Source organism: Azospirillum brasilense (assembly GCF_007827815.1).
Taxonomy (GTDB): Bacteria; Pseudomonadota; Alphaproteobacteria; order Azospirillales; family Azospirillaceae; genus Azospirillum; species Azospirillum brasilense_C.
The window spans coordinates 144,667-169,882 of the sequence record NZ_VITH01000007.1; the positions used below are offsets into that span (position 1 = coordinate 144,667).

Below are 25,216 nucleotides of genomic sequence, written 5' to 3' on the forward strand. Positions count from 1 at the left end.
TCACGCGGCACGGCGTCCGTCCTCAGCCTGCCGCGCCCGCACCGGCCCCACCAGAGCCTCGGCGGCGCGGCGGCCCGAGATGACGCAGGCCTCGACCCCCGGGCCGGGGAAGACCCCGCCGCCGGCCAACAGCAGGCCGACCACCGGCGACTTGGCGGGAAGCGCCGGATCGGTGCCGTAGATCGCCCCCTCCGTCGTGTGGGCGTAGCGGGCGAAGGTGGCGGCGCTGGCGTCCTGCCGGTGCAGGATGTGGCGCTCCAGATCCGGGATCACGGCCGCGGCCGCAGCGATCATCGCGTCGCCCTCCCGTGTCTTCCGCGCGCGGTAGTCGGGGGCGGAGCGGTCCCAGGCGGCGCCCGCCGGGTCGAGCCGCATCAGCGTCAGCGCCGCGCAGCTCGGCGGAGCCAGACTTGCGTCATGGGCGGAAGGCAGGGCCAGCGCCAAGCCGGTCTCCCTCAGAAAGGTCATCGCCGGCAGGTCCGGGCGTATGTCCAGGGCCAGCGTGACCAGAAAGGCCGAGGTCGTGGGGCGCAGCGCGCGGTATTGGTCCGCGCTCCCGGCGGGCAGATGCTCCTCCCCCACCAGTTCCAGCAGGGTCCGCCGGGCGTCGGCGTTGGAGATCACCGCGGCGGCGGCGATGCGCTCTCCATCCAAGGTCTCGACCCCGGCGGCCCGGCCGTTCTCGACCAGGATGCGGCGGACGGGGGTGCGCAGCCGGACCTCGCCGCCCTTGGCGCGGATCGCCTCGACCAGAGCGTCGGCGAGCCGCTGCGATCCGCCCTCCGGGTAGGCGCCGCCATCGAAGACATAGCCGAAGATCGGCGCCATCTGGGTGGCGCCCAGCCGCTCCGGCCGGTCGGACAGGTAGCCGGTCAGGCTGGACAGCAGGGCGCGAGCCCCGGCGTCGGGCACATAATGCGCCAGCATCTCCAGAAAGCCGCGGTCCTGCCAACGGAAGGCCTGCGGGCACTCCAGCGGATAGGCGCGCATCGCTGCGACGTCGCGCGGGATGTGGGGAAGGCCGGTGTCGGCGCAGCCGCGGTAGAGGTCGCGGTAAACCCCGCGCATCTCCTCCAGAAAGGCGGTGGCCCCGGCGGCGCTGCCGGGATGCTCCCGCGCGATCAGGGCGGCCAGACCCTCGGCGTTGCCGGGCAGCGGCTGAAGGGCGCCGTTCCGGACGATGCCGCGGGTCACCGGCTGCCAGCGCACGCGGTCCGCCACGCCGACCGTGCGCAGCAGATGCCCGACCGGGCCATCCGGACGGGTGCCGCTGACGTCATGCACCCCGGCGTCGAAGGTGAATCGCCCCATCGACCCGTCGCGCAGCCAGACCTTGCGGTCCCAGGAGGAGCAATAGCCGCCCGGACGGTCGTGCGCCTCCAGAACGGTGACGCGGACCCCGGCCTCCGCCAGCAGGGCCGCCGCGGTCAGCCCGCCGATGCCGGCGCCCACCACGACGACACCGTCCTTCTGCCCGAGCACGGCGGGGGCGGGCCAGCGGTGGGGCTCCCGCTCGGCCAGACGGCGGGCGACGGTCCGGTCGACCAGCCAGTCCGGCAATCGACGGGTCGCCAGCATACCGGCCAGGGTGGCGAGGGTCGAGGTGACGACGCCGACCTCGGTCGCGATGGCGAAGCCGGCGGCGCCGGCCAGGAAGACCACACCCCACAGCGCGGTGACCGCCTTGTTGATGGCGACGAACTGCGGCAGATGCCACAGGCCGGGCGGAGTCGTTTCGCGGGCATAGGGCAGGGTGAAGGGGCGGCCCAGCGCGAGCGAGGCGAAGGCCATGCCGGCCAGGGCGAGATGGACGGCCAATCCGGTGTGCTCGAACGGCCCGCTGAGGAGCAGCGCGGCGAAGAAGGCGGTGGCGACCAGTTCCGGCGCCTTCGGCGAACCGCGCCGCCAATCCTGGGCGCAGAGCGTCAGGCTGAGCAGCAGCGCCGCCAGCACGGCCGCCGCATGGCCCGCCGGCTGCAGAACGCCGAAGGCGATCCAGGGCGAAAATCCGACGAGGATGCGGATCGATTGGGGCATCGGCTTGGACAGGAGCATGGCGGACCCTTGGGGTGATGAAACGTCCGCCAGACTGTCCGATGCGCCGGATGGGACCAGCGCCGATCCGCGAAAAGCCGGGTTCGCTTCGCCAAACGTCCGCCCGGCGATTCACGAAGCGTGAATTGCCGACGCCCCCCGAGGCGATGCGGCGCGGGCCAGACCTGCGGTTGCGGCATTGGGCAGCGTCATGGTTGCTCAGATACTGTGCAATCATGACCCAAACCGCCGCTCTTCCCGCCGCTGCCGCCAGCGATGACACCCGCCGTGCCATCGGCTGCTTCGTGCTGGCCATCTTCCTGTTCGCGGGCATGGACACGCTCATCAAATATCTGAGCAGCGGCTACCCGGTGGCGCAGCTCATGTTCGCGCGGTCGGTGGTGGCGGTGGTGCTGGTCGGCGGCATTTCGGTGGCGCGCGGCGGCTGGGGCGGGATGCGCACGCAGCGCCCGGTCGCCCACGTCCTCCGCTCGCTGGCCGGGCTGCTGTCGATGGGCTGCTTCTTCTATGCCTTCAAGCACTTGCCGTTGGCTGAGGTCTATGTGCTGAGCTTCGCCGGCCCCCTGTTCATCACGGCGCTGTCCATGCCGCTGCTCGGCGAGCCGGTGGGGTGGCGGCGCTGGGCGGCGGTGCTGGTCGGGTTCGGCGGCGTGGTGGTGATGGCCCGCCCGGAGGCCGACGCGCCGCTCCTGCCGATTCTCGTGGGCGTGGCAGCGGCCTTCTTCTACGCGCTGGCGATGATCGCGGTGCGCGGCCTGTCGCGGACGGAGAGCAACACCGCCATCGTCGTCTATCTGCTGCTGACCACCACGGTGGTGAGCGGCGTGGCGGCGATCCCCGACTGGGTGCAGCCGGGCGGGTTCGACCTGTGGCTGATGCTTCTGGTCGGCACGCTGGGCGGGGCGGCGCAGGTGCTGATGACCCAGGCCTTCCGCCTGGGCCGCGCCGCGGTGGTGGCGCCCTTCGAATACACGGGGATGATCTGGGCGACCCTGCTCGGCTTCCTGGTCTTCGGCGACGTGCCGACCCCTACGGTCCTGGCCGGGGCTGGGATCATCATCGCCAGCGGGCTCTACATCCTCTACCGGGAAACGCGGCGCCGCGGCGACTGATCGGTCAGGCCGCGGCGGAGAAGGTCAAGCCGCTGTCCGCGACGCGTGGCGGGTCGGTCAGCGCGACGATCCGGCTGCGCTCCAGCACGCGCCGGATGCGCGGCGGGTGGTTCTCGAAGGCGATGACGCCGCCGCGCTCAAGCACGGCCTTGCGCAGAGCCAGCAATATCCCGATGCCGCAGGAATCGAGGAACTCCACCCGTCCCAGATCGACGCGCAGGGTCAGGGTCCGCGCATCCGCGGCGCGGCGGAGCAGGGGCGTCAGCCCCGGCAGGGCGGCGTGGTCGATGCGCCCCGACAGGACGGCCCGCAGCCCGCAGCCGTCCGGCGCGGCGGCGAAGCGGTGGAGGGTGACGGTGCCGTGCGACGGGGTGGGCCGCATGCTGCGTGACGACTTTCCGGTTGGGGCGACGATCCGGCGTGGGCCGGGGGCGGCGGAAGGAACCACGGGAAGCGCGACTCTCCGGTGTCTGTTGCGTTGCGAAATTGTGAAAAGGCGCCGGGCCGCCGCTTGACAGCCGGGCGCCGGGCTCACACTGTGCACACGAACGGCTGGGGTGCCTGCCGCAAGGCGGGCTGAGACCACACCCATCGAACCTGATCTGGGTCATGCCAGCGAAGGGAGCCAAGCGTTCGAGGCTGTGCCGCCGCTACACCCCTGGCCTCCTCGTCCTCGCGCGGTTCTTCGCCGGGCAGGAGGAGACACATCCATGCGGCGCTTCCTTTCCATCCTCTCGGCAACCGTCTTTACGGCGTCCCTCCTGTCCGGCGCGGCGCGGGCGGGCGATGCCTCGGTCCCCGTGCTGGTGCCGCTGACCGGCTTCCTGTCGCTGGAGGGGACGAGCCAGCGCAACGGCGCCGTCCTGGCGCTGAAGGACGCGCCCGCGGGTGTGACGGTGCGGTCGGAGGTGATCGACACCGGCACCTCGCCGGAGGCTGCGGTCACGGCGCTGGAGCGCGCGGCGGGCGGCACGGTCACGGCGGTGGCGGCCAGCATGCTGGGCACGCAGATGCTGGCGATGCTGCCGCTGGCCCAGGATTACAAGATTCCGCTGGTCACCGTGTCGGGCACGGCGAGCATCACCGAGCAGGGCAACCCCTGGGTCTTCCGCTTCTTCCCCGGCGACGCCGTGACCAAGGAGGCTCACGCCCGCTACGTGACGGAGGAGTTGGGCAGGAAGCGCCCGGCGGTGATCTACCAGACGACGGCCTACGGCCAGAGCGGCAAGGCCCATCTGGAGCAGGCCTTCAAAAAGCTCGGCGTCGAGCCGGTGTTCGAGGAGGGGGTGGACCCCGCCGCCAAGGATCTGCTGCCGGTCCTGACCAAGGCGTTGGCGGCCAAGCCCGACGTGCTGGTGCTGCACCTGCATTCCGGCCCGACCGCCCTGTTCATCCGGCAGGCGGCCGCCAACGGGGTGGCGGTGCCCATCGTCGCCGGTTCCGCCATGCACCAGCCGAGCACCGCGGCGCTTCTGGAACCGGCCGAACTGAAGGGCGTGTGCGCCGAGACGGCGGCCTCGCCGATCTCCGGCGGCAGCCCGGAGGTGGAAGCCTTCACCACGGCCTACCGCACCGCCTTCAACGCGGAGCCGGACGCCTTCGCGCTCGGCCAGTATGACGGCATCCGCATGGTGCTGGCGGCGGTGCAGGATGGGGCGGGGAACGCGGAGGCCGTGCGCAAGGCCCTGTCCACCGGGACCCACCAGGGTCTCGCCATGACCTACAAGTCGGACGGCAAGGGCAACATGGCGCACTCCGCCGTGATCGTCTGCTACGACGGCGCCTCGCGCGTGCCGGCGATCGCCAAGCGCTACGACAACCTGACCGGCGTGGTGACCGGCATGGTGAAGTGAGCATGTCTTGATCACCCTGCAGCTTCTCGTCAACGGTCTGGCCCTGGGTGCGGCCTACGCGCTGGTCGCGCTGGGCTTCGTGCTGGTGCTGAACGCCACGGCGGCGGTGAATTTCGCGCAGGGTGACCTCGTGATGGCCGGCGGGCTGCTCGGCGTGGCGCTGGCGCCGCATCTGCCGGGGTATCTGCCGCTGCCCGGGCTGCTCCTGCTGCCGGTGGTGCTGGTGCTGATGGCCGGGCTGGGGCTGCTGCTGGCAGCGGCGGCCTATCTGCCGCTGCGCCGCCGTCCGCCGGTGGCGGTCTTCATCAGCACCATCGCAGCGGGGATCATCCTGCAGAACGGCGCCTCCGTCCTGTTCGGACCGGAGCCGCGCGCGGCACCGCCGCTCCTGGGTGGGGGAACGCTCGACCTCGGCGGGCTGGTGGTGGCGGAGCAGTCGCTGGCGATCATCGCCGTCGCCGCTCTGCTGATCGCCGGGCAGCAATGGCTGTTCGGGCGGACCCAACTCGGCCGCCGCTTGCGCGCCACGGCCCAGGACCCGGAGATGGCACGGGCTTGCGGCGTGCCGGTGACGGCGATGATCCTGATCACCTTCGCGCTGGGCACCGCCTTCGCCGGGGCGGCGGGGCTGCTGCTGGCCAACCGCTACTTCGTCACGCCCACGGCGGGCGGCGACCTGATCCTGAAAGCCTACATCGCGGTGACCATCGGCGGCTGGGGCTCGGTTCCGGGCGCGGTGGCCGGCGCGCTGCTGATCGCGCTGTTCGAGGTCGGGGTGTCGTCGGTGCTGTCCTATCCGGTGGCGCTGGGGCTGCTCTACGCCACGCTGCTGGTCATTCTGGTCGCCCGCCCGCAGGGGCTGTTCGGCGAGGCGGCGCGGCGCCGTGCGTAAGGGCGTGCGCAAGTTGTGGGCGCTGGCCCCCACCCTGACCCTCCCCCGCTGGGCGGGGGAGGGGATTGGGGTCGCGGTGCTGCTGGCGTACGCGCTGCTGTACGCGTCGCCCTACGGGCTGCGCGTGCTGACCGTGGCGGGGGTGTACGCGCTGGCCGCCATCGGGTTCCAGATCGTCTTCGGGCTGGGCGGTGCGCTGTCGCTGGCCCATGGCGCCTTCTTCGGGATCGGGGCCTACGCGACGGGCATTCTGGGCAGCCAGTGGGGGTGGGGCTTCGCCGCGACCTTCCCGGTCTCGCTGCTGGTGCCTCTGCTGCTGGCCCTGCTCGTCGGATTGCCGGTGCTGCGGCTGGAATCCCATTACTTCGCGCTGGCGACGCTGGGCATCGCGCAAGTCGTCCATCTGCTGGCGGTCAACAGCCCCGGCCTGACCGGCGGCGCCAACGGTTTGCCGGGGGTGCCGGGAATCGTCCTGTTCGGCTGGGCGGTGCCGCGCGGCCTGCCGCTGGCGGCGGTGGTCTGGGGCTTCGTGGCGCTGGGCGGGCTGCTGGCCTGGAGATTGGCGCGCGGGCGCTGGGGGCGGGCGCTGACGCTGGTGCGCGACGACCCGCTGGCCGCCGGCACGCTGGGTCTGGACGTCGGGGGGCTGAGGCTGGCCGCCTTCGCGCTGAGCGCCGTCTATGCCGGGGCGGCGGGGGCCTTGGCGGTGCACACCCAGCGCGTCGTCTCACCGGAGGTTTTGGAGTTTCCCATCATGGTCTCCGTCCTGACCATCGCCGTGGTCGGCGGGCGGGGGCGGGTGGCCGGGGCGATCCTGGGGGCGGTGCTGCTGCTCCACCTGCCGGAGTGGTTCCGCTTCCTGGAGCGCAGCTATCTGATCGTCTATGGCGTGGCCCTGCTCGCCACCATCGTGCTGGCGCCGCACGGGCTGACCGGCCTGCTCGACCGGCTGTTCCCGGCCCGCCCGGCACTCCTGCCGAAGCCCGAAGCTCCGCCGGAAATGGCCATTCCGAATGGACCTTTGCTGCGGGTGGAAGGGCTGACCAAGGGCTTCGGCGGGGTGCGGGCGGTGGACGGTGTGTCGCTGACTCTGGAGGCCGGGGCCATCACCGGGCTTATCGGCCCCAACGGCTCCGGCAAGACGACGCTGGTCAACCTGATCTCCGGCCTTGAGACTCCGGATGGCGGGCGGGTGCTGATGGGTGACGTGGATTTGGCGGGAAAGCGGCCCGACCGCATCGCCCGCGCCGGGATCGCCCGCACCTTCCAAGCGGTCAGCCTGCCGGAGGGCGCCAGCGTTCTGGCCGCCGTGGCGGCGGCGCGGCTGGAGCGCGACGGCTCGATCGCCCAGGCCGAGGCCCACGCCCTGTGGGCGCTGGAGCGGCTGGATGCGGCGGACCTCGCCGCGAAGCCCTGCGCCGGTCTGCCCGCCGCGCTGCGCCGTCGGGTGGAATTGGCCCGCGCGCTGGCCCGCCAGCCCGCCGTCCTGCTGCTCGACGAACCGGCGGCGGGGTTGACCGACGGGGAGAAGGCGGAGTTGGCTGGTCACCTGCGCGCCATCGCCGCCACCGGCACCGCGCTGCTGGTGGTGGAGCACGACATGGGGTTCCTGCTGCCGCTCGCCGGCCATGTGCTGTGCCTGGACCAGGGGCGCCCGCTCTACGCCGGTCCGCCGGAGGGGGTGCGCAGCGACCCCGCCGTGGTCGCCGCCTATCTGGGGGAGGGCGCGTGATGAGCGAACCCCTGTTGCAGGTCGAGGGGCTGACCGCCGGCTATGGCGGGGCGTTGGCGGTGGACCGCCTGTCGCTGTCGGTGGCGGCGGGGGAGGCGGTGGCCCTACTGGGCGCCAACGGGGCCGGCAAGTCGACGTTGCTGAAGGCCATCCTCGGTCTCGTCCCGGCGACGGGCGGGCGGGTCCGGCTGGAGGGCGCGGAGATTGGCGCCCTCGCCCCGGAGCGGCGGGTGCGCCTTGGCCTGGGCTATGTGCCGGAGGGGCGGCGCGTCTTTCCCGGCATGAGCGTGCGCGACAATCTGGAGGTGGCGAGCTGGCTGGACCGCGCCGGGCGCGCCCAGGACCTGGAGCGCGTCTTCGCCCTGTTTCCGGCGCTGGCGGGCAAGGCGGAGGAGCGGGCGTGGCGCCTGTCCGGCGGGCAGCAGCAGATGCTGGCGGTCGGCCGCGCGCTGATGGGCCGCCCGCGCGTCCTGCTGCTCGACGAACCGTCGCTCGGCCTGTCGCCCAAGCTGGCCGGGGAGGTCTTTGCCGCCGTCTGCGCCATCGCCGCCACCGGGACGGCGGTTCTGGTCGCCGAGCAGAGCGCCGCCCGCGCCCTGTCCGCCGCCGGGCGTGTCGTGCTGCTGCGCCTTGGTCGGGCGGTGCACGACGGGCCGGTGGACACCCTTCCCGCCGAGGCGCTGCGGGACGCCTTTCTGGGCGGCTGATCGCGTTGCGGAGGGTGGCGCCGGACGCAATTCGGCATTGCGGCAACAGGCCGGGATCTTTGTCGTGACTTTCTCGTCTTGCGCTTGCCGATCCCCAACGGCGGGGCTAGCTTCCGGCGTCGCACCGCCCGTAAGGATTACCTCTGCCATGTTGGACAAAGCCGTCGCTGCTGCACTTTCCTCCCTTCTTCTGCTGGGCGCCGCCGCTGCCCACGCCGATGGGGCGCAGGTGGCGGAGCTGGTCCCCGTGAACCCGCCGACCATGTATTACCCGGCGCCGTCCTCCGGACCGGCACCGGCGCCCCGCACCGTCGCGCCCTCGGCACCCGCGGCGCCGGCGGCGGCCGCCGATCCGACCGAGAAGACCGGGCCGGCCGAGCTTGAGGACGGCTGGGAAGGCGGCCCGTCGCGTGACCGGGACGGCAAGTTCGCCTATTGCGCCATCGAGGGCCGCTTCGACACCGGCCATGTCCTGATGATCGCGCGCAACGTCAAGGGCGAGGTCAATCTCGGCATGGGCATCCCGGGCGCCGAGCTGCCGAACGGCGAGCAGTGGAAGGTCAAGGTCGTGGTGGACGGCAAGCTGACGCGCGAGCGGCGCGCGCTGGCGCCGAAGCCGGACATGCTGGTCATCCCCAACGGCAAGGACGAGGAACTTTACACCGCCCTGATGAACGGCAAGGAGGTGGTCTTCGCCTCCGACGCCGACCGCATGGCCTTCGCGCTGAAGGGCACCAAGAAGGTGCTCACCGACCTGAAGACCTGCGTGGACAAGGCCGGCGCCGTTCCGCCCATCGATACCCGCACCAAGAAGGTCGCGGCCCGCCCCGACGAGTTGCCGGAAGGGCTGGCCGACCTGCTGAAGGCGGCCGGCGTGCGCGACGTCAAGCGCGTGTCGCTGGAGAATGTGCCGAAGGGCGAGCGTCCCGCCGACATGGCGTGGCGCATCGGTCCGATCGTCGGCGGCATCCGCGAGCGGATGGTCGAGGAGGGTTCCAAGCTGGAGGATCTGTCCGCCGGCTACGTCGACGCGATGAAGAAGCGCTGCGAGGGCGGCACGCCGACCGCGTCGCTGAGCGCCGTCGAGGACCTGCCCGGCCTGATGCTGCGCACCGGTTCGGTGGATTGCGCGCTGAAGGAGGGCAAGATGCACGTCTCGCTGACCTTCTTCCTGTCGCCGGGCCGCCTCTTCACGATCCTGTTCCACGAGGCGCAGGAGGCCGACATCGGGCTGGCCGACAAGGTGCGCGACAATCTGGCGGAGGTGCTGCGCCGCCTTGCCGTCAACCCGCCGACGGCCCAGCCGTCCTCCGGGCAGTCGCCCGCCGCTCCGGCGCCGGCCCAGACGGGCAAGCCCTAAGGGGGGAGGTCGGCGCCCTGCGGTTGACGGGGCGGAGGCAGGGCACACATTGACCGGCATGCCGGACGACATGACGGGAATCCGGGGCGCCGCGGGGGATGCGGCCGGCGCCCTGACCAGAGCACGAAACCCCGGCCGGCGGTTCCTCAGGGTGCTGACACGGCGGAGCCTGCGCGACAGCGTGCTGGGCGTGCTGATGCTCGCCGGGGCGATCGGCGCCGGGGTCGGGCTCGCCGTCGCTCTGCTCCACGAACTCGTGGTCTGGACACAGTCCTTCGTCTTCTCGGTGGCCCACGGCCAGGATCTGGGCGAGGCCGCGCTGTCCGATCCCTGGCGGACGGTGCTGGTGCCGACCCTCGGCGGCCTGCTGCTCGGCGTGATGGTGAAGCTGGTGCGGCGCTGGCGGCCCAACGACATCGTCGACCCCGTCGAGGCGAACGCCCTCTACGGCGGCAAGATGTCCCTGATCGACAGCCTGCGCCTGACCCTGGCGACCCTGCTGTCCAACGGCTCCGGCGCGTCGGTGGGGATGGAGGCGGCCTACACCCAGGCGGGGTCGGGCCTCGCCTCGACGCTCGGCCAGAAGCTCCGCCTGCGGCGGGCGGATTTGCGCACGCTGGTCGGCTGCGGTGCGGCTGCGGCGATCTCCGCCGCCTACGGCGCGCCGCTGGCCGGCGCCTTCTACGCCTTCGAACTGGTCATGGGCGGCTACACCATCGCCACGCTGGCCCCGATCGGGGCGGCATCGGTTGCCGCTGTCGCGGTGGCTCACTGGCTGACCGACCCGTCGCCGGCCCTGTTCTTCGGCCGGCCGGCGGCGGTGGAGGGCTGGGATTATGTGGCCTGCGGAGTCCTCGGCTTTCTGGCGGGCTGGCTGAGCATCCTCGCCATGCAGGCGGTGACGGTGGCCGAGCGCGGCTTCCGCGCGCTGCCGATTCCCGTCTGGGGGCGCCCGGCGCTGGGCGGGCTTGCGCTCGGCGCGCTGGCCCTGGCGGTGCCGCAGGTTCTGGGGGCCGGACCCGGCGCCGACCCGTCGCAGCTTGCCCGCGGGCTGGAGGCCATGGCGGTGCTGCTGGCCGCGAAGATCATCGCGTCGGCCCTGTCGCTCGGCTCCGGCTTCCGCGGCGGGCTGTTCAGCGCCTCGCTTCTTCTGGGCGGGTTGTTCGGCGGGCTGGCCTACGGGGTGATCGAGCTGCTGGTGCCGGGGCTGGGGCTCGACCGGATGCTGCTGGTGCTGGCCGGCATGGGGGCGGTGGCCGCCGGCATCATCGGCGCGCCGGTCACCATGGTGCTTCTCGTGCTGGAGGCGACGCAGGATTTCTGGGCGGCGTCCGGCGTGCTGATCGGCGTGGTGGTGTCGACCACCGTGGTCCGGCAGGCCTTCGGCTATTCCTTCGCGACGTGGCGCTTCCACCTGCGCGGCGTGCCGATCCGCGGCGCCTACGACGTCGGCTGGGTGTCGGAGCTGACGGCGATGCGGCTGATGCGCGGCGACGTGAAGACGATCCTGACCACCCAGACGCTCGACACGCTGCGCCGCCTGCACCCGCTGGGCGCCGCCAAGACCGTCTTCGCGGTGGAGCCGGACGGGTCCTACGCCGGCATCATCGACATGGGCGCCGTCCATGACCCGTCGCTCGGCGAGGAGGACGCGAAGACGCCGGTCGGTGAACTGGCCAAGCACGCCGACGACTTCCTGCGGCCGGGCGACGATGTGCGCAGCGTGCTCCATCGCTTCAGCAGCGCCGAGGTGGAGGCCCTGCCGGTCGTGACGTCGCCCACCGACCGCCGGATCGTCGGCTACGTCACCGAGGCCTACGCCCTGCGCCGCTACAGCCAGGAGCTGGAGCGGCAGCGCGGCGAGGAGCTGGGCGAACGCAGCCTCTACGGGCGGGACTGACCGACGCCCTTTTCCGGCGACGGTTACGGCGCGGATGGCCGGCGCCGCGGGTTCGCGAGGAAGAAGCGCAGCATCTCCCGCGAGGCGTCCGGCCCGCGCGGGTCGGTGTAGGAGCCGGACGGGCTGCCGCCGGCCCAGGCGTGCCCCGCGCCCCGGATCGTCCACTGCTCGCACAGCGCACGACCGGCGGCGTCGGTGTGGATGTGGCGCCTGTAGCCATGCCCGCCCGGCACCTGACCGTGCTCCACCGAGACCCGCGCTCCCGCCGCCCCCATCCTGGACTGCGCGGCGACGTCGTCGCCATTGCGCGGGTGAACCGTGGTGTCCCGGTCGCCGTGAAAGACGATCGTTGGTACGACGGGCGCGGCGGGCCCGGATGGCCGTTCCGCCGGACCCCCGCCCTGGCGCATGGCGACGAAGGCGGAGGGAATGTCGGAGGCGGCACCCCGGGGAAGGCCGGAATGCACCCCAACGGCGGCGTAGAGATCAGGATAGGCGGCCCCCATGATGGCCGCAGCCGCCCCGCCGGCCGAGAGGCCCGCGACGAAGACGCGGTCCGGGTCGACGGCGTGGTCGCGCATGACCTGCCGGGTGATCCCCGCGATCAGCGAGGGTTCTCCGTCGCCGCGCCGTTGGTCGAGCGGGTTGAACCAGTTCCAGCATTTCTGAGCGTTGGCCGAGGAGGGCTGTGCCGGGTAGACGACCAGACAGCCATGTTCCTCCGCCAGCGCGTTCATGCGGGTGCCGGCGGCGAAATCGTCCGGCGATTGGGTGCAGCCGTGCAGCATCACCAGCAGGGGACGCGGCCGGCCGTCACCGCGGTTGGCGGGGACATAGAGCTTGTAGGAGCGCGTGCCGGCATTGTTGGTGAAAGAGGCCGTCGTGAAGGCGGCGCCGTCCGGCAGCGGGTCGGCGGCGGGACGGAGGGTGCCGTTCCCCCCGAAACCGGCACCGGTCGGCAGGACCCCGGCGGCAAGGCCGCGCAGGGTCTTGCCCAGGCCCGCCCGCGGTCCGGGGTGGAAGCGGCCGGCAAACGCGCCGGCGGGTTTGAACGCCGTGGCGCGGTGCGGCGGCACCGGGTCCGGCGTGTCGTTCACCGTGACCGGCTCGACATCGATGATGGTTGGGTCGGCGCCGGGCGGCACCGGCGCGGTACCCCGCAACAGGCGTTGCAGGTGAGCGGTCGCCCCGGCGAGGTCGCCGGCCTGGGTGCGGCGCAGCGCCTCGGCCATTCCAGTGGGGACACGGTTGTTCATGTCGGAAGCTTTCCGGGCTCGGACAAGGCAGGCGGAAAAGCCCTGTCCGTCGTCTTTCAGGAAGGCGGCCCGCGCCCTTAGCCCATGCGGTCGGCGAGAGCCGCCTTGACGGCGCTGCTGGCGTGCAGCGCCCCCAGCACGGCGACCGAGGCGATGGTGGCGCGGGCAAGTTCGGGGGTGACGTCCCGGGCGATGGTGGCCAGCCCGAGGACGCGGATGTGGAGCATCCGTCCGGCCTCCCGCGCCGCTTCGAGGTCGTCGCGGGAGTAGTGGCGCAGGCCGAGGTCGACGCTCTTGCGCGTCACGGCCTGTCGCAAGGCGTCGCCATGCCGGTCGATCTGGTTGCGGATGGCGGTGCGGATGAGGTCCGTGCGATTCGCATAGAAACCTTCCTGCACCAGCAGGTCGATGTGACCGAGGTCGATGTAGCCGAGGTTGATCGTGATCTTTTCGCTGTCCCCGGACTTCGGCTTCGGATCGAGTTCGTTGGCGGACATCCCAATACCATCCTTCTACCATCCACAGGGATGGTAAATGGGGGTGGCAGCGAGCTGTTCAAGGGGCAAGGGGGCAAGGGGGAACGGCGGCGTTGGGGGAACGCCGTTCCGGAAAGCCGCGCTTTCGGGAGCATCGCGTAAGGTCCCCCTCCCCGAAAAGGAGAGAGGGTTGAGACGGCTGGCGGAGGTGGCCTCGTCAGTAGACCTCCGGGACCCAGTTCTGCTTCGACTTCTTCGGCCGCTTGTAGCCGTCGTCGCTCTGCCGCGGCGGCAGGTCCAGCTCGACCGGGGCGATGTCCTGGTAGGGGATCTGCTGCAGCAGGTGGCTGATGCAGTTCAGCCGGGCCTTCTTCTTGTCGTCGGCGTCGACGATGTACCAGGGCGTCAGTTTCTTGTCGGTGTGCTCCAGCATGGCGTCCTTGGCCTTGGAGTACTCGACCCAGTGCTTGCGCGATTCGAGGTCCATCGGGCTGAGCTTCCAGCGCTTGATCGGGTTGCGCATCCGCTCGGTGAAGCGCTTCTCCTGCTCCTCGTCGCTGACCGAGAACCAGTATTTGATCAGGATGATGCCCGACTGGACCAGCATCTCCTCGAACAGTGGGCAGGCGCGCAGGAACTCCTGGTACTCCGCGTCGGTGCAGAAGCCCATGACATGCTCGACGCCGGCGCGGTTGTACCAGCTGCGGTCGAACAGGACGATCTCACCCTTGGCGGGAAGCTGCGCCACGTAGCGCTGGAAGTACCATTGCCCGCGCTCCTTCTCGGTCGGTGTGCCGAGCGCCACGATCCGGCAGACGCGGGGGTTGAGGCTTTCGGTGATGCGCTTGATGACGCCGCCCTTGCCGGCGGCATCGCGCCCCTCGAACAGCACGCAGACCTTCAGCCCGTTGACCCGCACCCATTCCTGCAGCTTGATCAGCTCGAACTGCAGCCGGGCCAGCTCGTCGATGTACTTCACCTTCTTGCCGCCCTTCGCCGGCTTGCCGCCGCCCTTGCCGCCGCCGAGGTCGCGCCAGTGGGATTCGATGGCCGCGGCCTCCTTGGCGTTGCGCAGCACCTCGCCGCCGGTGGCCGGAACGCCGAGCCCGAGGTCCTTCAGCTTCAGCGCCTTGCGCTTCTTCCGCGGCTTCTCCTCCGTCCCGGCCACGGCACCCGTCTTGACCTCGTCCATCGAACGCACCCTTGCTTATTGTTTTACCCGCCAACCAACGCTAGGAGATGCTGGCGCATCAGGCAACCGCCCGCGCGCACACCGCGACGAAGTGACCGGGGGTGGGGCCTGTTTTCAGTCCTTCCCATTGCCGTCGAAGGTCAGATGGACGCCCAGAACCTCCGCGGCGATCCGGGCGACGGTCAGGTCGATGGGCGGCGGTGCGACGTTGACGCCGCGGCTCAGCGCCTCGGTGACGATCTCCATCACCTTCAGGCGGGCGTGCCATTTTGAGTTGGCCGGGACGACCTGCCAGGGCGCCGCCTCGGTCGAGGTCTTGTCGAACATCGCCTCGATGGCCTTGCTGTAGTCGTCCCAGCGGGCGCGGTTGCGCAGGTCCTCCTCGGTCAGCTTCCAGCGCTTGTAGGGATTGCTCAGCCGCTCGCGGAAGCGGTTGAGCTGTTCGTCGGGGGTAATGTGCATGAAGATCTTGATGATGCGGGCCCCGTCGTCGGTCAGCATTTTCTCGAACTGATTGATCTCGTCGTAGGCGCGCTTCCACTGCTCCTTTTCGGCGAAGCCCTCGACCCGCTCCACCAGCACGCGGCCGTACCAGGAGCGGTCGAAGATGGCGAAGGTGCCGGGGGCGGGCAGCTTGGTCCAGAAGCGGTAGAGGTAGTGCTTGCCCTGCTCGTCCGCCGCCGGAGCGCCGATCGGCCAGACGTGGAAGCCGCGGGGGTCGAGCGGCTCGGTCAGGCGGCGGATGCAGCCGCCCTTGCCGGCGGCGTCCCAGCCCTCGAACACCAGGATGGCGCGGCGCTTCTCGTGCCAGTAGGTCTGCTGGATGTGCAGCAGGTCCTTCTGGAGTTTGGCGAGGCGGCGTTCGTAGTCGTCCTTGCTGCCGATGCCCTCCGCCGTCATATCGAGCTTGTCGAGACGGATCTTGCCGTTTCCGTTGCCCATGCACGCACCTTTCGAAATGTCTGGCCCAAATGTCAGGTTTCGGAACCTTCGCGTTTCGCAGGGGTTGAGCGCGTGCGCCCCGCAGGGCGCGCGTTGCAACCTCGCGATGGTCCTTCCGGTGACGCCCTTTGGCCGGTGACGGTCTGCTGGACGATTTACGGGAGGCGCCACGCTTGTCAACCAGCGGCGACCGGCTGGCGTGCCGCTGCCGACCAGGAGGATGTCCCCGATGGCCACCGCCGGACCGCGCATCTACAACCTGTTTCCCACGCTCGTCGGCCCGATGCGCGACTGGGCGGGGCATCTGCCCCGCATCCAGGGCATGGGCTTCGACTGGCTGTTCCTGAACCCGATCCATTATCCCGGCTTCTCCGGCAGCCTCTACGCCGTGAAGGACTATTACCGGCTGCACGACCGCATCCAGGGCGGCGCGCCGGAGCATCCGGACGAACTGCTGCGCGGCTTCATCGCCGAGGCGGGACGGCACGGCCAGTCGGTCATGCTCGACCTCGTCATCAACCACACCGCCAAGGACGCGATCCTGGTCGGCGAGCATCCGGACTGGTACCGGCGCGATGGCAACGGCGAGCTGTACAGCCCGCGCGCCGTCGACCCGGTGGACCCGTCGCGGGTGACCATCTGGGGCGACCTCGCCATGCTCGACTACGAGCGGGCCGAGGTCCGGGTGGGGCTGACCGACTATTGGACGCGGTACCTGCGCCATTACATCGGGCTCGGCGTGAAGGGCTTCCGCTGCGACGCCGCCTACCAGATCCCGGCGGAGGTGTGGAAGACGCTGATCGAGCGCTCCCGCGAGGCCGATCCGGAGGTCAAGTTCTTCGCCGAGACGCTGGGCTGCACGGTGGAGCAGGTGCGCGACCTCTGCGGCGCGGGCTTCGACTTCCTGTTCAACAGCGCCAAATGGTGGGACTTCAAGTCCGACTGGCTGCTCGACCAGTATGACGAGTTCCGCTGGATCGCCCCGTCCATCGCCTTCCCGGAGAGTCACGACACCGACCGTCTGGCGGCGGAGGTCGGCAGCCAGGACAGCGAGCGGCTGGCCGCCCAGTTGAAGATGCATTACCTGTTCGCCGCCTCCTTCTCGACCGGCGTGATGATGCCGGTGGGCTACGAGTACGGCTTCACCCGCAAGCTCGACGTGGTGAACACGACGCCGGACGACTGGGAACAGCCGAAGCTCGACCTGACCGGCTTCATCGGGGCGGTCAACGCCATGAAGGCGGACAGCCCGGCGCTGAACGTCGAAGGGCCGCAGCGCCGCGTGACCTCGCCACACAACCCGGTGATCGGGCTGATCCGTGAGACCAGCGGCTGGGCCAACGGGAGCGGGGAGAGCTGTTCCGTCCTGCTCATCAACCCCGACGAGACCCAGCCCCACGCCATCGACCCCGGACCGCTGCTGGCCAGCACCGGCGGCGGCTTCGCCGACTTCGAGGACGTGACTCCGGAGGCGCCGCCGCTGCCCTTCGAACCGGGCCGCGACCTGCGCCTGCGCCCGCTGGAAATGCGCGTCTTCCGCGCCCGCCCGGCGCAGAGCCGCCCCATCGAGCTGAACCATCTGGGCGAGCGCGGGGCGGAGCACGACGCCGGCACCCGCGCCTGGATGGATGAGCTGGCGTCGCGCCGCGTCACCATCGAGAACGTCTATCCGGAGCTGGACGGCGGGCGTTTCCCGGTCAAGCGGGTGGTCGGCGACGTCATGGAGGTGTGGGCGGACATCTACACCGACGGCACCTTCGTCCTCGGCGCCGCCGTCACCTACCGCCCGGTCGACGAGGAGGAGTGGCGCGAGGTGCCCATGACCTTCGTCGACAACGACCGCTGGATGGGCAAGCTGCCGCTGACCCGCAACACGCGCTACCAGTACAGCATCCTGGCGTGGCGCGACGTGTGGGAAAGCTGGCGCGCCGACTTCAAGAAGAAGAACGACGCCGGGCTGGACGTCGGTCTGGAGCTTATCGAGGGGCGCCGCTTCGTCGAACACGCGGTCGGGCTGAATGAGGGCGAGGGCCGCGCCGCGCTGGAGCGGGTGGTGGAGCGGATGACCAGCCTGCAGGGGGCGGAACTGACCGCCTACGCCCTGTCGGACGAGCCGCGGCAGGCCATGGCGAGATACGGCGAGCGGCAGTATCTGTCCCGCTACGGCTGCGACCTGGAGGTCTATGTGGACCGCACCGCGGCCCGCTACTCCGCGTGGTTCGAGATCTTCCCGCGCTCGGCCTCGCCGGACCCGTCGCGGCCCGGCACCTTCGACGACGTGTCCAACATGCTGCCCTTCATCCGGGGCATGGGCTTCGACGTGCTGTATTTCCCGCCGATCCACCCGATCGGGCGCAGCTTCCGCAAGGGGCGCAACAACACGCTGAACCCCGGCCCGAACGACCCCGGCGTGCCCTACGCCATCGGCGCCTCGGAGGGCGGACACGCTGACATCGACCCGATGATCGGCGACTTCGAGGGCTTCCGCCGGCTGGTCAAGGAGGCGCGCCGCCACGGCATCGAGATCGCGCTGGACTTCGCCGTCCAGTGCTCTCCCGACCATCCCTGGATCAAGTCACACCCGCAGTGGTTCTACTGGCGCCCCGACGGCACGATCCGCTACGCCGAGAACCCGCCGAAGAAGTACCAGGACATCGTCAACGTCAGCTTCTACCGCGAATCCTACCCGGACCTGTGGTACGCGCTGCGCGACGTGGTGCTGTTCTGGTGCGACGAGGGGGTGCGCATCTTCCGCGTCGACAACCCGCACACCAAGCCCTTCCCCTTCTGGGAATGGATGATCCGCGAGGTGCAGGACCGCTTCCCCGACGCGCTGTTCCTGGCCGAGGCCTTCACCCGGCCCAAGCTGATGCGGCGGCTGGCGAAGATCGGTTTCACCCAGTCCTACAGCTACTTCACGTGGCGCAACACCAAGGCGGAACTGACCGAGTATCTGACGGAGCTGACCCAGGGCGAGTCCAAGGACTACATGCAGCCCAACTTCTTCGCCAACACGCCGGACATCCTGCCGCCGATCCTGGTCCATGGCGGGCGGCCCGCCCACATGATGCGCGCCGTGCTGGCCGGGACCTTGTCGGGCGTCTACGGCCTCTACGCTCCGTATTTCGTCTGCGAGGCCGACCCCTATCCGGGCAAGGAGGAGTACAACCACTCCGAAAAATACGAGATCCGGCACTGGGATTGGGACAAGCCCGGCAACATCGTCGACTACGTGACGCGGCTGAACAAGATCCGCGCGGAGAATCCGGCACTCCACACATTCACGAACCTGAAGTTCTACAACGCCTACGACGACAACATCCTGCTCTACGGCAAGATGACCGAGAGCAAGGACAACGTCATCCTGATCGCGGTGAACCTCGACCCGCACAACGGCCATGGCGGCACCATCGAGGTTCCGCTGTGGGAACTGGGGTTGGACGACGGCGCGCATGTCCAGGTGGAGGATTTGTTCACCGGCCAGCGCTTCACCTGGATCGGCAAGTTCCAGCATGTCTGGCTGGACCCGCAGCAGAACCCGGCGGCGATCTGGCGCATCCGTCCGCCGGGGCGGTGAGGGAAGGGGGCGCGCGTATAGCCCCCCACCCGGCCTCCCCCCGCTGACGCAGGGGGAGGAGTTAAGCCCTCCCCTGCGAAGCGGGGGAGGGTTGGGTGGGGGCCCGTCTCAACCACTCCCCACACCACCGCCTCACCGAAACGCTGGCGTTCCCGCCCCGCTCAAGCTAGAACCGCGCCGGTCCGTGACGGTTCTTCCTGGCGGGGGACGGGTGCAGTACCGACTCGACGACGAGGCGTCCCTGTGTTCGATCGACATCCTGGCTCAGGCGGTCGAGCGCATCTGCGTCAAAGGCGTGCTGGAGCTGCGCATGCTGCGCAACGCGCTCCGCGAGGCCGCCACCAGCCCGACCCCGGACGCGGTCAAGTTCGCTTTCGCCATGTTCTCGCGGGTGGACGGTGACTACCGCCGCCTGATCGCGCACGAGGCGCTGACCCTGGCGGCCGAGCAGCGGGGCCGCTACGCCGCCCCCCGGCCGCGGGCGGTGCGCCGCCCGCGGATGCTGTAGCCCGCTCAGGCCAACGCCGGCGCAAATTCCATGGTGGGCACCACCAGCGTCTCCACCGCCGGGCGGGCGAACAGGTAGCCCTGCATCAGCGTGATGCCCAGGTCGCGCAGCGCCGTCGCCTCGCCGGGCGTTTCGATGCCCTCCGCCACCGGGGTGATGCCGAGATCGCGGCACACGGTGAGGATGGCGCTGACGATGCTGCGGCGGGCGCGGTCGGTGTCGATGGAGCGGGTCAGCTCCATGTCCAGCTTGATGATGTCCGGCTGGAACTCGGCGAGCAGGTTCAAACCGGAATAGCCCGACCCGAAATCGTCGATGGCGGTGTGGAAGCCCTGGCGCTTGTATTCGGTGAAGATCGACTTCAGATGGGCGCCGTCGACGACCCGCTCGTTCTCCGTCACCTCGAAGATGATGCGCTCCGGCGGGAAGCCGGTGCGCCTGGCGGCGGCGAGCGTGGCGCGGATGCAGGCTTCGGGCTGATAGACGGCGTTGGGCAGGAAGTTGATCGACAGCCGGGTGTCGGGCTGCTGGCCCATGCCCAGGCTGGCGGCCAGCTCGATGGCCTTGACCCGGCAGGCCTGGTCGAAGGCGTAGCGGTTGGCCTCGGTTACTTGGCTCAGCACCCAACCGGCACCCTGGCCGTCGAGGCCGCGCACCAGCGCCTCGTGCGCCCAGGGCCGCCCGCCGCCGCCAACATCGACAATCGGCTGGAAGGCCATGGTGAAATCGAACCCCAAACCCTCGGTGCACTGCCCGCCGCACCCGCCGCCCCTGATACGCTCCGCCGTCATGCCCGTTTCTCTCTTGGGGTGATTCTATGTTAATTCATTATAGCACGTATATTGTCTCAAATTTATTCGACGCAAGGTGTGACATCGGGTCTGGAAATAGGGCCTATGACGTCGTTACTCCGTTCTTCGTCATTCCGCAGCGGCTTTACTATGCGTCTGGATCGCGTTCCATACGGACAGCGGGGTCGCCGGCATGTCGATGTGGTCGATTCCATACTCCGACAGCGCGTCCACCAGAGCGTTGATGACCGCGGGCGGCGCGCCGATGGCCCCGGCCTCGCCGGCGCCCTTCATGCCCAGCGCGTTGGTGGTGCTGGGCACGCAGTTCAGCTTGATGCGGATGTCCGGCACGTCCACCGCGCGCGGCATCTGGTAGTCCATGAAGGAGCCGCTGAGCAGCTGCCCGCTGTCCGGGTCGAACACCACCCGTTCCTGAAGCGCCTGCCCGATGCCCTGGGCGACGCCGCCATGGACCTGACCCATGACCAGCAGCGGGTTCACCACCGTTCCGAAATCGTCGACCACGGTGTAAGCGACGACCTCGACCACCCCGGTGTCGGGATCGACCTCGACCTCCGCAACGTGGCAGCCGTTGGGGAATGTGTTGGCCGGCGGGGTCCAGCGGGCCACCTCGGTGAAGGCGATGGGGCCTTGCGCAGCGGCCTTGGCGGCCACCTCCTTGAAGGAGACGCTCCGGTCGGTGCCGACGACGCTGAAGCGGCCCTCGACGAACTCAACGTCCACCGCGGCGGTCTCCAGCAGGTCGGCGGCGACTTCGGTCGCCTTGGTCACCACACGCGCGGCACCCTCGGCCAGGGCCGCTCCGCCCACCGGGACCGAGCGTGAGCCGCCGGTGCCGGCCCCCCAGGACACGCGGTCGGTGTCGCCCTGCACGACCTCCACATCCTCCGGCGGGACGCCCAGCCGGTCGGCGATGATCTGCTTGTAGGCGGTCTCGTGGCCCTGGCCGTTGGTCTGGGTGCCGATCATCAGGACGATGCGTCCGTCGCCGTTGACCTGCACGGTGGCCTGCTCCGCACCGCCGCCCGCGCAGGCCTCGATGTAGGTGGCGATGCCCGCCCCGCGCAGCTTCCCGCGCGCCTTTGCCGCCACCTTGCGGGCGGGCAGGCCGGCGTGGTCGGACAGCTCCAGCCCGTCGCGCAGATTCTGCTCGAACTCGCCGGTGTCGTAGGTCTGGCCCATCGGCGTGGCGTAGGGCATGGCGGCGGGCGGGATGAAGTTGCGCCGCCGGATCTCCGCCGGGCCGAGGCCGGTGACGCGCCCGGCATGGTCGATCAGCCGCTCCAGCAGATAGGCCGCCTCCGGCCGGCCGGCGCCGCGGTAGGCGTCCACCGGCTGGGTGTTGGTGAAGACGCCCTTCACCCGCACATAGACCGCCGGGGTGGTGTAGGAGCCGACGAGCATCGCCGATCCGGCGTCGGTCGGGATGAAGGGGCCGTAGTTCGACAGGTAGGCCCCCAGATTGGCGACCGTGTCCACCCGCAACCCGAGGAAGCGCCCGTCGCCGTCCAGCGCCAGCCGGGCGCGGCTGACATGGTCACGCCCGTGGTCGTCGCTGAGGAAGCCCTCGGTCCGCTCCGCCGCCCATTTCACCGGCCGGTTCAGGCGGCGCGCGGCGAACAGGCAGACCATGTATTCCGGGTAGTTGAACAGCTTCATGCCGAAGCCGCCGCCGACGTCGGTGGTGACGACGCGGAATTTCTCCTCCGGCAGGCCGAAGAGCTGGGCGAACTGCTTGCGCAGCCCGTGCACGCCCTGGCTGGTGACGTAGATGACCAGCCGTCCGGTCTCCGCCTCCACCGCGGCGAGGCAGGCGCGACCCTCCATCGGGTTGGCGACGACGCGGTTGTTGACGATCTCCAACTCCACCACGCGGGCGGCCTTGGCAATCGCCGACTCCACCGCCGCCTCCTCGCCTTGCTCCCAGTCGAAGCAGAGGTTGCCCGGCGCCTCGTCCCACACCTGCGGGCGGCCCGCCTCCAGAGCCTTCGCCGTGCCGGCGATGGCGGGCCGGTCGTCGTAATCGACCATCACCAGCTCCGCCGCATCGCGGGCGGCGTCCAGCGTTTCGGCCACCACCACGGCGACCGGATCGCCGACGTGGCGCACCCGTCCCTTGGCCAGCGCCGGGCGGGGCGGGGCGACGTAGGGAGAGCCGTCGCGCTGGGTCAGCGCCGCGGCGCAGGGGATCGGCTGGACGCCGTCCGCCTCCAGGTCGGCCACGGTGAAGACGCCGAGCACCCCCGGCTGCTGCGCCGCCTCCGCCGCGTCGATTCCGCGGATGTCGGCGTGGGCGTGGGGGGAGCGCACGAAGACCGCGAAGGTCTGGCCGGGAAGCGACACGTCGTCGGTGTAGCGCCCGCCGCCGGTCAGCAGGCGCGCGTCTTCGGTGCGGGGGACCGGCTGGCCGATGCCGAACTTCATCATGGGGCGGGGCTTTCCTATCGCGTGGGCCTGTGGCGTGGAGATGCACCCGGAGAAGATAGGCGGAGCCTTGGCCGGCGAAAACCCTCGGTTGGGCATAAGCCGGCGGTGGCGTGGGGGCTCCGGGCCACCTATTCTTAGGCCATGTGCGGACGCATGATACTCGCCACGCCGGCCGCGGAGGTTCAGCGGCTGTTCGGCTTCCCCGAACTGCCGAACCTCCAGCCCCGCTGGAACGTGGCTCCCACCCAGCCGGTGCCCGCCGTGCGGCGGGAGGAGGATGGGCGCCATCTGGTCACCCTGCGTTGGGGCCTCGTGCCTTTTTGGGCGGACGACCCGTCCATCGGGGCGCGGCTGATCAACGCGCGCGGGGAGACGCTGGCCGAGAAACCGTCCTTCCTGGAGGCGTTCCGAAAGCGGCGCTGCCTCGTCCCGGTGGACGGATTCTATGAGTGGAAGGCCGAGGGCAAGCGCAAGCAGGGCTATGCCATCCGCCGCCGCGACCGCGCGCCCTTCGCCTTCGCCGGCCTGTGGGAGCGCTGGAACGGTCCGAAGGGCGGCCCGGCCCTTGCGGAGCCCTTGGAGACGCTGACCATCGTCACCACCACGGCGAACGCGGTGCTGAAGCCGCTGCACGAGCGCATGCCGGTGATCCTCGACGAGACGGACTGGGACCTGTGGCTGGACCCCGCCGCCCCGCTGCCGGTGCTGGATGGGCTTCTGAAGCCGGCGCCCGACGCGCTGCTGGAGACCCATCCGGTGGGGCCGCGCGTCAACAACGTGCGCAACGACGATGAGGCGTGCGCGGCTCCCTTCGACGATGCACCGCCCGATGATGCTTGGCCCGATGACGCGCCGACCCTGTTCTGAGTGGCTTGCTCCTTTGGTGGCGATTCTTCTCATTGGCTCAACCGGAACGGCGTATGCCCAGGGAGGGACGACCAAAGGCAAGGTCGCCAACACCCCCAATGAAACGTTAAAAGGACAGGGTGTCGCCATGGAGGGCGATACCCTGTCCATCAAGGGCGCGCCGGTTCGCCTCATGGGCATCGACGCGCCCGACGTCGGGCAGAAATGCCGGAACCGTTACGGGCATGAGTTGGACTGCTTCCGCATCGCCACCGCGGTGCTGGCGAGCCTGATCAAGGACCAGGAGGTGACCTGCACCATCGCCGAACGCGACCGCAACGGCCAGCAATTGGGCGAATGCCGGGTGCTCGGCGTCGATCTGGGGGCGGCCATGGTGGCGCGCGGCTGGGCCTTCGCCTATCGCAGCCTGTCGCCGGCCTACGCCTCCAGCGAAGCCTTCGCGCAGAGCCGCCGGCTGGGCCTGTGGGCTGGTCAGGTGGAGAAGCCCTGGCAATGGCGGTCGCGCCAGCAGCGTGAGCAGGCGCGGTAGATCTGCCGGTCGGCATCGGCCATGCGGACTCTGCCAACGGAGGAAGGGGGACTCGGCCTTTTTTTCGGTTCGCCCTCCTTGGGGGGCGTGATAGTGTTTCAGAGTGTTAACAAGTTATGAATCAAGCCGACCGGCCAGCGCCCCTCGGTGCCGAAGGCCGGACGGACCCACCCACCGGCGCGGAAGAACGGGTCATGCGAGTCTACGCACGCCAGCTTTACGATCATCTCCCTTACCTGCGCCGCTACGCGCGTGCGCTGACCGGAGCGACCGAACGCGGTGACGATCTCGTGACGCGCTGCGTCGAAGTCGCCGTGATGGCTCCCTCCCGCTTCGGTCTGGAAGCCGGGGTGCGGGTACCGCTCTACGCCCTGCTGCATCTGCTGTTCGACGAGGACGGGGACGGGCAGCCGACCCCGTCGCCGCACCCCATCGAACGGGCGCTGGCGTCCCTGCCGGAAGGCGAGCGGCGCATGTATCTGCTGATTACGCTGGAAGGGCTGACGGTCCCCGAGGCCGCCCAGGTGCTGCAGGTTCCCGCGCCGGAGGCCCACGAACGGCTGACCATCGCCCGCGACAAGGTGCGCAACGCCCTGACCCAGCGGGTGCTGGTGGTCGAGGACAACCCGATCCTGGCGATGGAGATCGGTTCGCTGGTCACCGACATGGGCCACGTCGTCTGCGGCACCGCCAACAACGAGCAGGAGGCCCTGGAACTGCTGGAGGCCGAGAAGCCGACGCTGGCTCTGCTCGACGTCCGGCTGGCCGACGGCGGCAGCGGGGTGGAGGTCGCCCGCCGGCTGCGCCAGAAGCGCGCCATGCGGACGATTTTTGTCACGGCCTTCGACGGCGACCTGGAGGAGGCGGACGCCCGCCATCTCGGCCAGATCGTCCGCAAGCCTTTCACCAACGAGGCGATCCAGGCAGCCATCTCCCGCGCGGTCTTCATGCCGAGCCCGGTGGCGTTGGCATAGGTGGCGCAAGCGGCGCTGGCGTAGCCCGAGGTTCGGTTCGGACAT

Annotated in this window: 20 protein-coding genes and 1 riboswitch; of the genes, 12 read left to right on the plus strand and 8 right to left on the minus strand. The window is 70.2% G+C overall.

Features of this window, described 5'->3' with window-relative positions; translation table 11 throughout:
* Positions 1–2,055 carry a phytoene desaturase family protein gene (locus tag FBZ83_RS15815; protein ID WP_145684576.1) on the minus strand — a complete coding sequence of 685 codons (2,055 nt, stop codon included), beginning with the start codon at positions 2,053–2,055 and terminating at the stop codon, positions 1–3.
* 215 nt (positions 2,056–2,270) lie between these two features.
* Between FBZ83_RS15815 and FBZ83_RS15820 the strand changes: the two genes are divergently transcribed.
* Positions 2,271–3,167, plus strand: coding sequence for a DMT family transporter (locus FBZ83_RS15820; protein ID WP_145684584.1), 897 nt, complete (start codon positions 2,271–2,273; stop codon positions 3,165–3,167).
* A gap of 4 nt (positions 3,168–3,171) precedes the next feature.
* On the opposite strand, the gene FBZ83_RS15825 is transcribed toward FBZ83_RS15820, so the two are convergent.
* Positions 3,172–3,549, minus strand: coding sequence for an STAS domain-containing protein (locus FBZ83_RS15825; protein ID WP_145684591.1), 378 nt, complete (start codon positions 3,547–3,549; stop codon positions 3,172–3,174).
* A gap of 161 nt (positions 3,550–3,710) precedes the next feature.
* A riboswitch (TPP riboswitch) is annotated at positions 3,711–3,808 on the plus strand.
* 69 nt (positions 3,809–3,877) lie between these two features.
* Here FBZ83_RS15825 and FBZ83_RS15830 point away from each other — a divergent pair.
* The 6 genes from FBZ83_RS15830 (at position 3,878) to FBZ83_RS15855 (ending at position 11,611) form a co-directional block, all read left to right on the plus strand.
* Positions 3,878–5,020, plus strand: coding sequence for an ABC transporter substrate-binding protein (locus FBZ83_RS15830; RefSeq protein ID WP_145684598.1), 1,143 nt, complete (start codon positions 3,878–3,880; stop codon positions 5,018–5,020).
* Positions 5,021–5,027: 7 nt separating this feature from the next.
* Complete coding sequence (locus FBZ83_RS15835) at positions 5,028–5,912, plus strand: branched-chain amino acid ABC transporter permease (protein ID WP_094304366.1); 885 nt, start codon at positions 5,028–5,030, stop codon at positions 5,910–5,912.
* 4 nt (positions 5,913–5,916) lie between these two features.
* Positions 5,917–7,644, plus strand: coding sequence for a branched-chain amino acid ABC transporter ATP-binding protein/permease (locus FBZ83_RS15840; RefSeq protein ID WP_145684606.1), 1,728 nt, complete (start codon positions 5,917–5,919; stop codon positions 7,642–7,644).
* Positions 7,644–8,351 (plus strand): ABC transporter ATP-binding protein, encoded by a 708-nt coding sequence (locus tag FBZ83_RS15845; RefSeq protein WP_145684613.1) that lies wholly within the window; start codon positions 7,644–7,646, stop codon positions 8,349–8,351. Before FBZ83_RS15840 ends, FBZ83_RS15845 begins: the two co-directional genes overlap by 1 nt.
* Before the next feature lie 148 nt (positions 8,352–8,499).
* Complete coding sequence (locus FBZ83_RS15850) at positions 8,500–9,711, plus strand: hypothetical protein (RefSeq protein WP_145684621.1); 1,212 nt, start codon at positions 8,500–8,502, stop codon at positions 9,709–9,711.
* 151 nt (positions 9,712–9,862) lie between these two features.
* Complete coding sequence (locus FBZ83_RS15855) at positions 9,863–11,611, plus strand: chloride channel protein (protein ID WP_247888322.1); 1,749 nt, start codon at positions 9,863–9,865, stop codon at positions 11,609–11,611.
* Between the two features lie 23 nt (positions 11,612–11,634).
* On the opposite strand, the gene FBZ83_RS15860 is transcribed toward FBZ83_RS15855, so the two are convergent.
* The 4 genes from FBZ83_RS15860 to FBZ83_RS15875 all read right to left on the minus strand — a co-directional run bounded on the left by FBZ83_RS15860 (position 11,635) and on the right by FBZ83_RS15875 (position 15,477).
* The gene (locus FBZ83_RS15860) at positions 11,635–12,867 is read right to left on the minus strand and encodes an extracellular catalytic domain type 1 short-chain-length polyhydroxyalkanoate depolymerase (protein WP_145684630.1); all 1,233 of its coding nucleotides are present in this window, start codon (positions 12,865–12,867) and stop codon (positions 11,635–11,637) included.
* Between the two features lie 77 nt (positions 12,868–12,944).
* The gene (locus tag FBZ83_RS15865) at positions 12,945–13,364 is read right to left on the minus strand and encodes a CopG family transcriptional regulator (protein ID WP_145684632.1); all 420 of its coding nucleotides are present in this window, start codon (positions 13,362–13,364) and stop codon (positions 12,945–12,947) included.
* Positions 13,365–13,560: 196 nt separating this feature from the next.
* On the minus strand, positions 13,561–14,535 hold the full coding sequence (gene ppk2 / locus FBZ83_RS15870) for a polyphosphate kinase 2 (protein ID WP_211101671.1): 975 nt from the start codon (positions 14,533–14,535) through the stop codon (positions 13,561–13,563).
* A 114-nt stretch (positions 14,536–14,649) separates the two neighbouring features.
* Positions 14,650–15,477, minus strand: a complete 828-nt coding sequence (locus tag FBZ83_RS15875) for a polyphosphate kinase 2 family protein (RefSeq protein WP_145684634.1) — start codon at positions 15,475–15,477, stop codon at positions 14,650–14,652.
* 229 nt (positions 15,478–15,706) lie between these two features.
* Here FBZ83_RS15875 and FBZ83_RS15880 point away from each other — a divergent pair, with 229 nt between their 5' ends.
* Entirely contained in the window at positions 15,707–19,054 is a 3,348-nt protein-coding gene (locus FBZ83_RS15880; protein WP_145684637.1) for a maltotransferase domain-containing protein, read from the plus strand.
* A gap of 184 nt (positions 19,055–19,238) precedes the next feature.
* Entirely contained in the window at positions 19,239–19,562 is a 324-nt protein-coding gene (locus tag FBZ83_RS15885) for a hypothetical protein (protein ID WP_145684650.1), read from the plus strand.
* 5 nt (positions 19,563–19,567) lie between these two features.
* Here FBZ83_RS15885 and FBZ83_RS15890 read toward each other — a convergent pair whose 3' ends face one another.
* A complete protein-coding gene (locus FBZ83_RS15890) occupies positions 19,568–20,353 on the minus strand; it encodes an EAL domain-containing protein (protein ID WP_145684652.1) in 786 nt (261 codons plus the stop codon).
* A gap of 129 nt (positions 20,354–20,482) precedes the next feature.
* Positions 20,483–22,801 (minus strand): xanthine dehydrogenase family protein molybdopterin-binding subunit, encoded by a 2,319-nt coding sequence (locus tag FBZ83_RS15895; RefSeq protein WP_145684654.1) that lies wholly within the window; start codon positions 22,799–22,801, stop codon positions 20,483–20,485.
* A 153-nt stretch (positions 22,802–22,954) separates the two neighbouring features.
* Between FBZ83_RS15895 and FBZ83_RS15900 the strand changes: the two genes are divergently transcribed.
* The 3 genes from FBZ83_RS15900 to FBZ83_RS15910 all read left to right on the plus strand — a co-directional run bounded on the left by FBZ83_RS15900 (position 22,955) and on the right by FBZ83_RS15910 (position 25,171).
* Positions 22,955–23,668 (plus strand): SOS response-associated peptidase, encoded by a 714-nt coding sequence (locus FBZ83_RS15900; protein WP_145684656.1) that lies wholly within the window; start codon positions 22,955–22,957, stop codon positions 23,666–23,668.
* Between the two features lie 127 nt (positions 23,669–23,795).
* The gene (locus FBZ83_RS15905; RefSeq protein ID WP_038528531.1) at positions 23,796–24,197 is read left to right on the plus strand and encodes a thermonuclease family protein; all 402 of its coding nucleotides are present in this window, start codon (positions 23,796–23,798) and stop codon (positions 24,195–24,197) included.
* Between the two features lie 194 nt (positions 24,198–24,391).
* Positions 24,392–25,171 (plus strand): response regulator, encoded by a 780-nt coding sequence (locus FBZ83_RS15910; RefSeq protein WP_145684659.1) that lies wholly within the window; start codon positions 24,392–24,394, stop codon positions 25,169–25,171.
* The last annotated feature ends 45 nt before the right edge of the window (positions 25,172–25,216 follow it).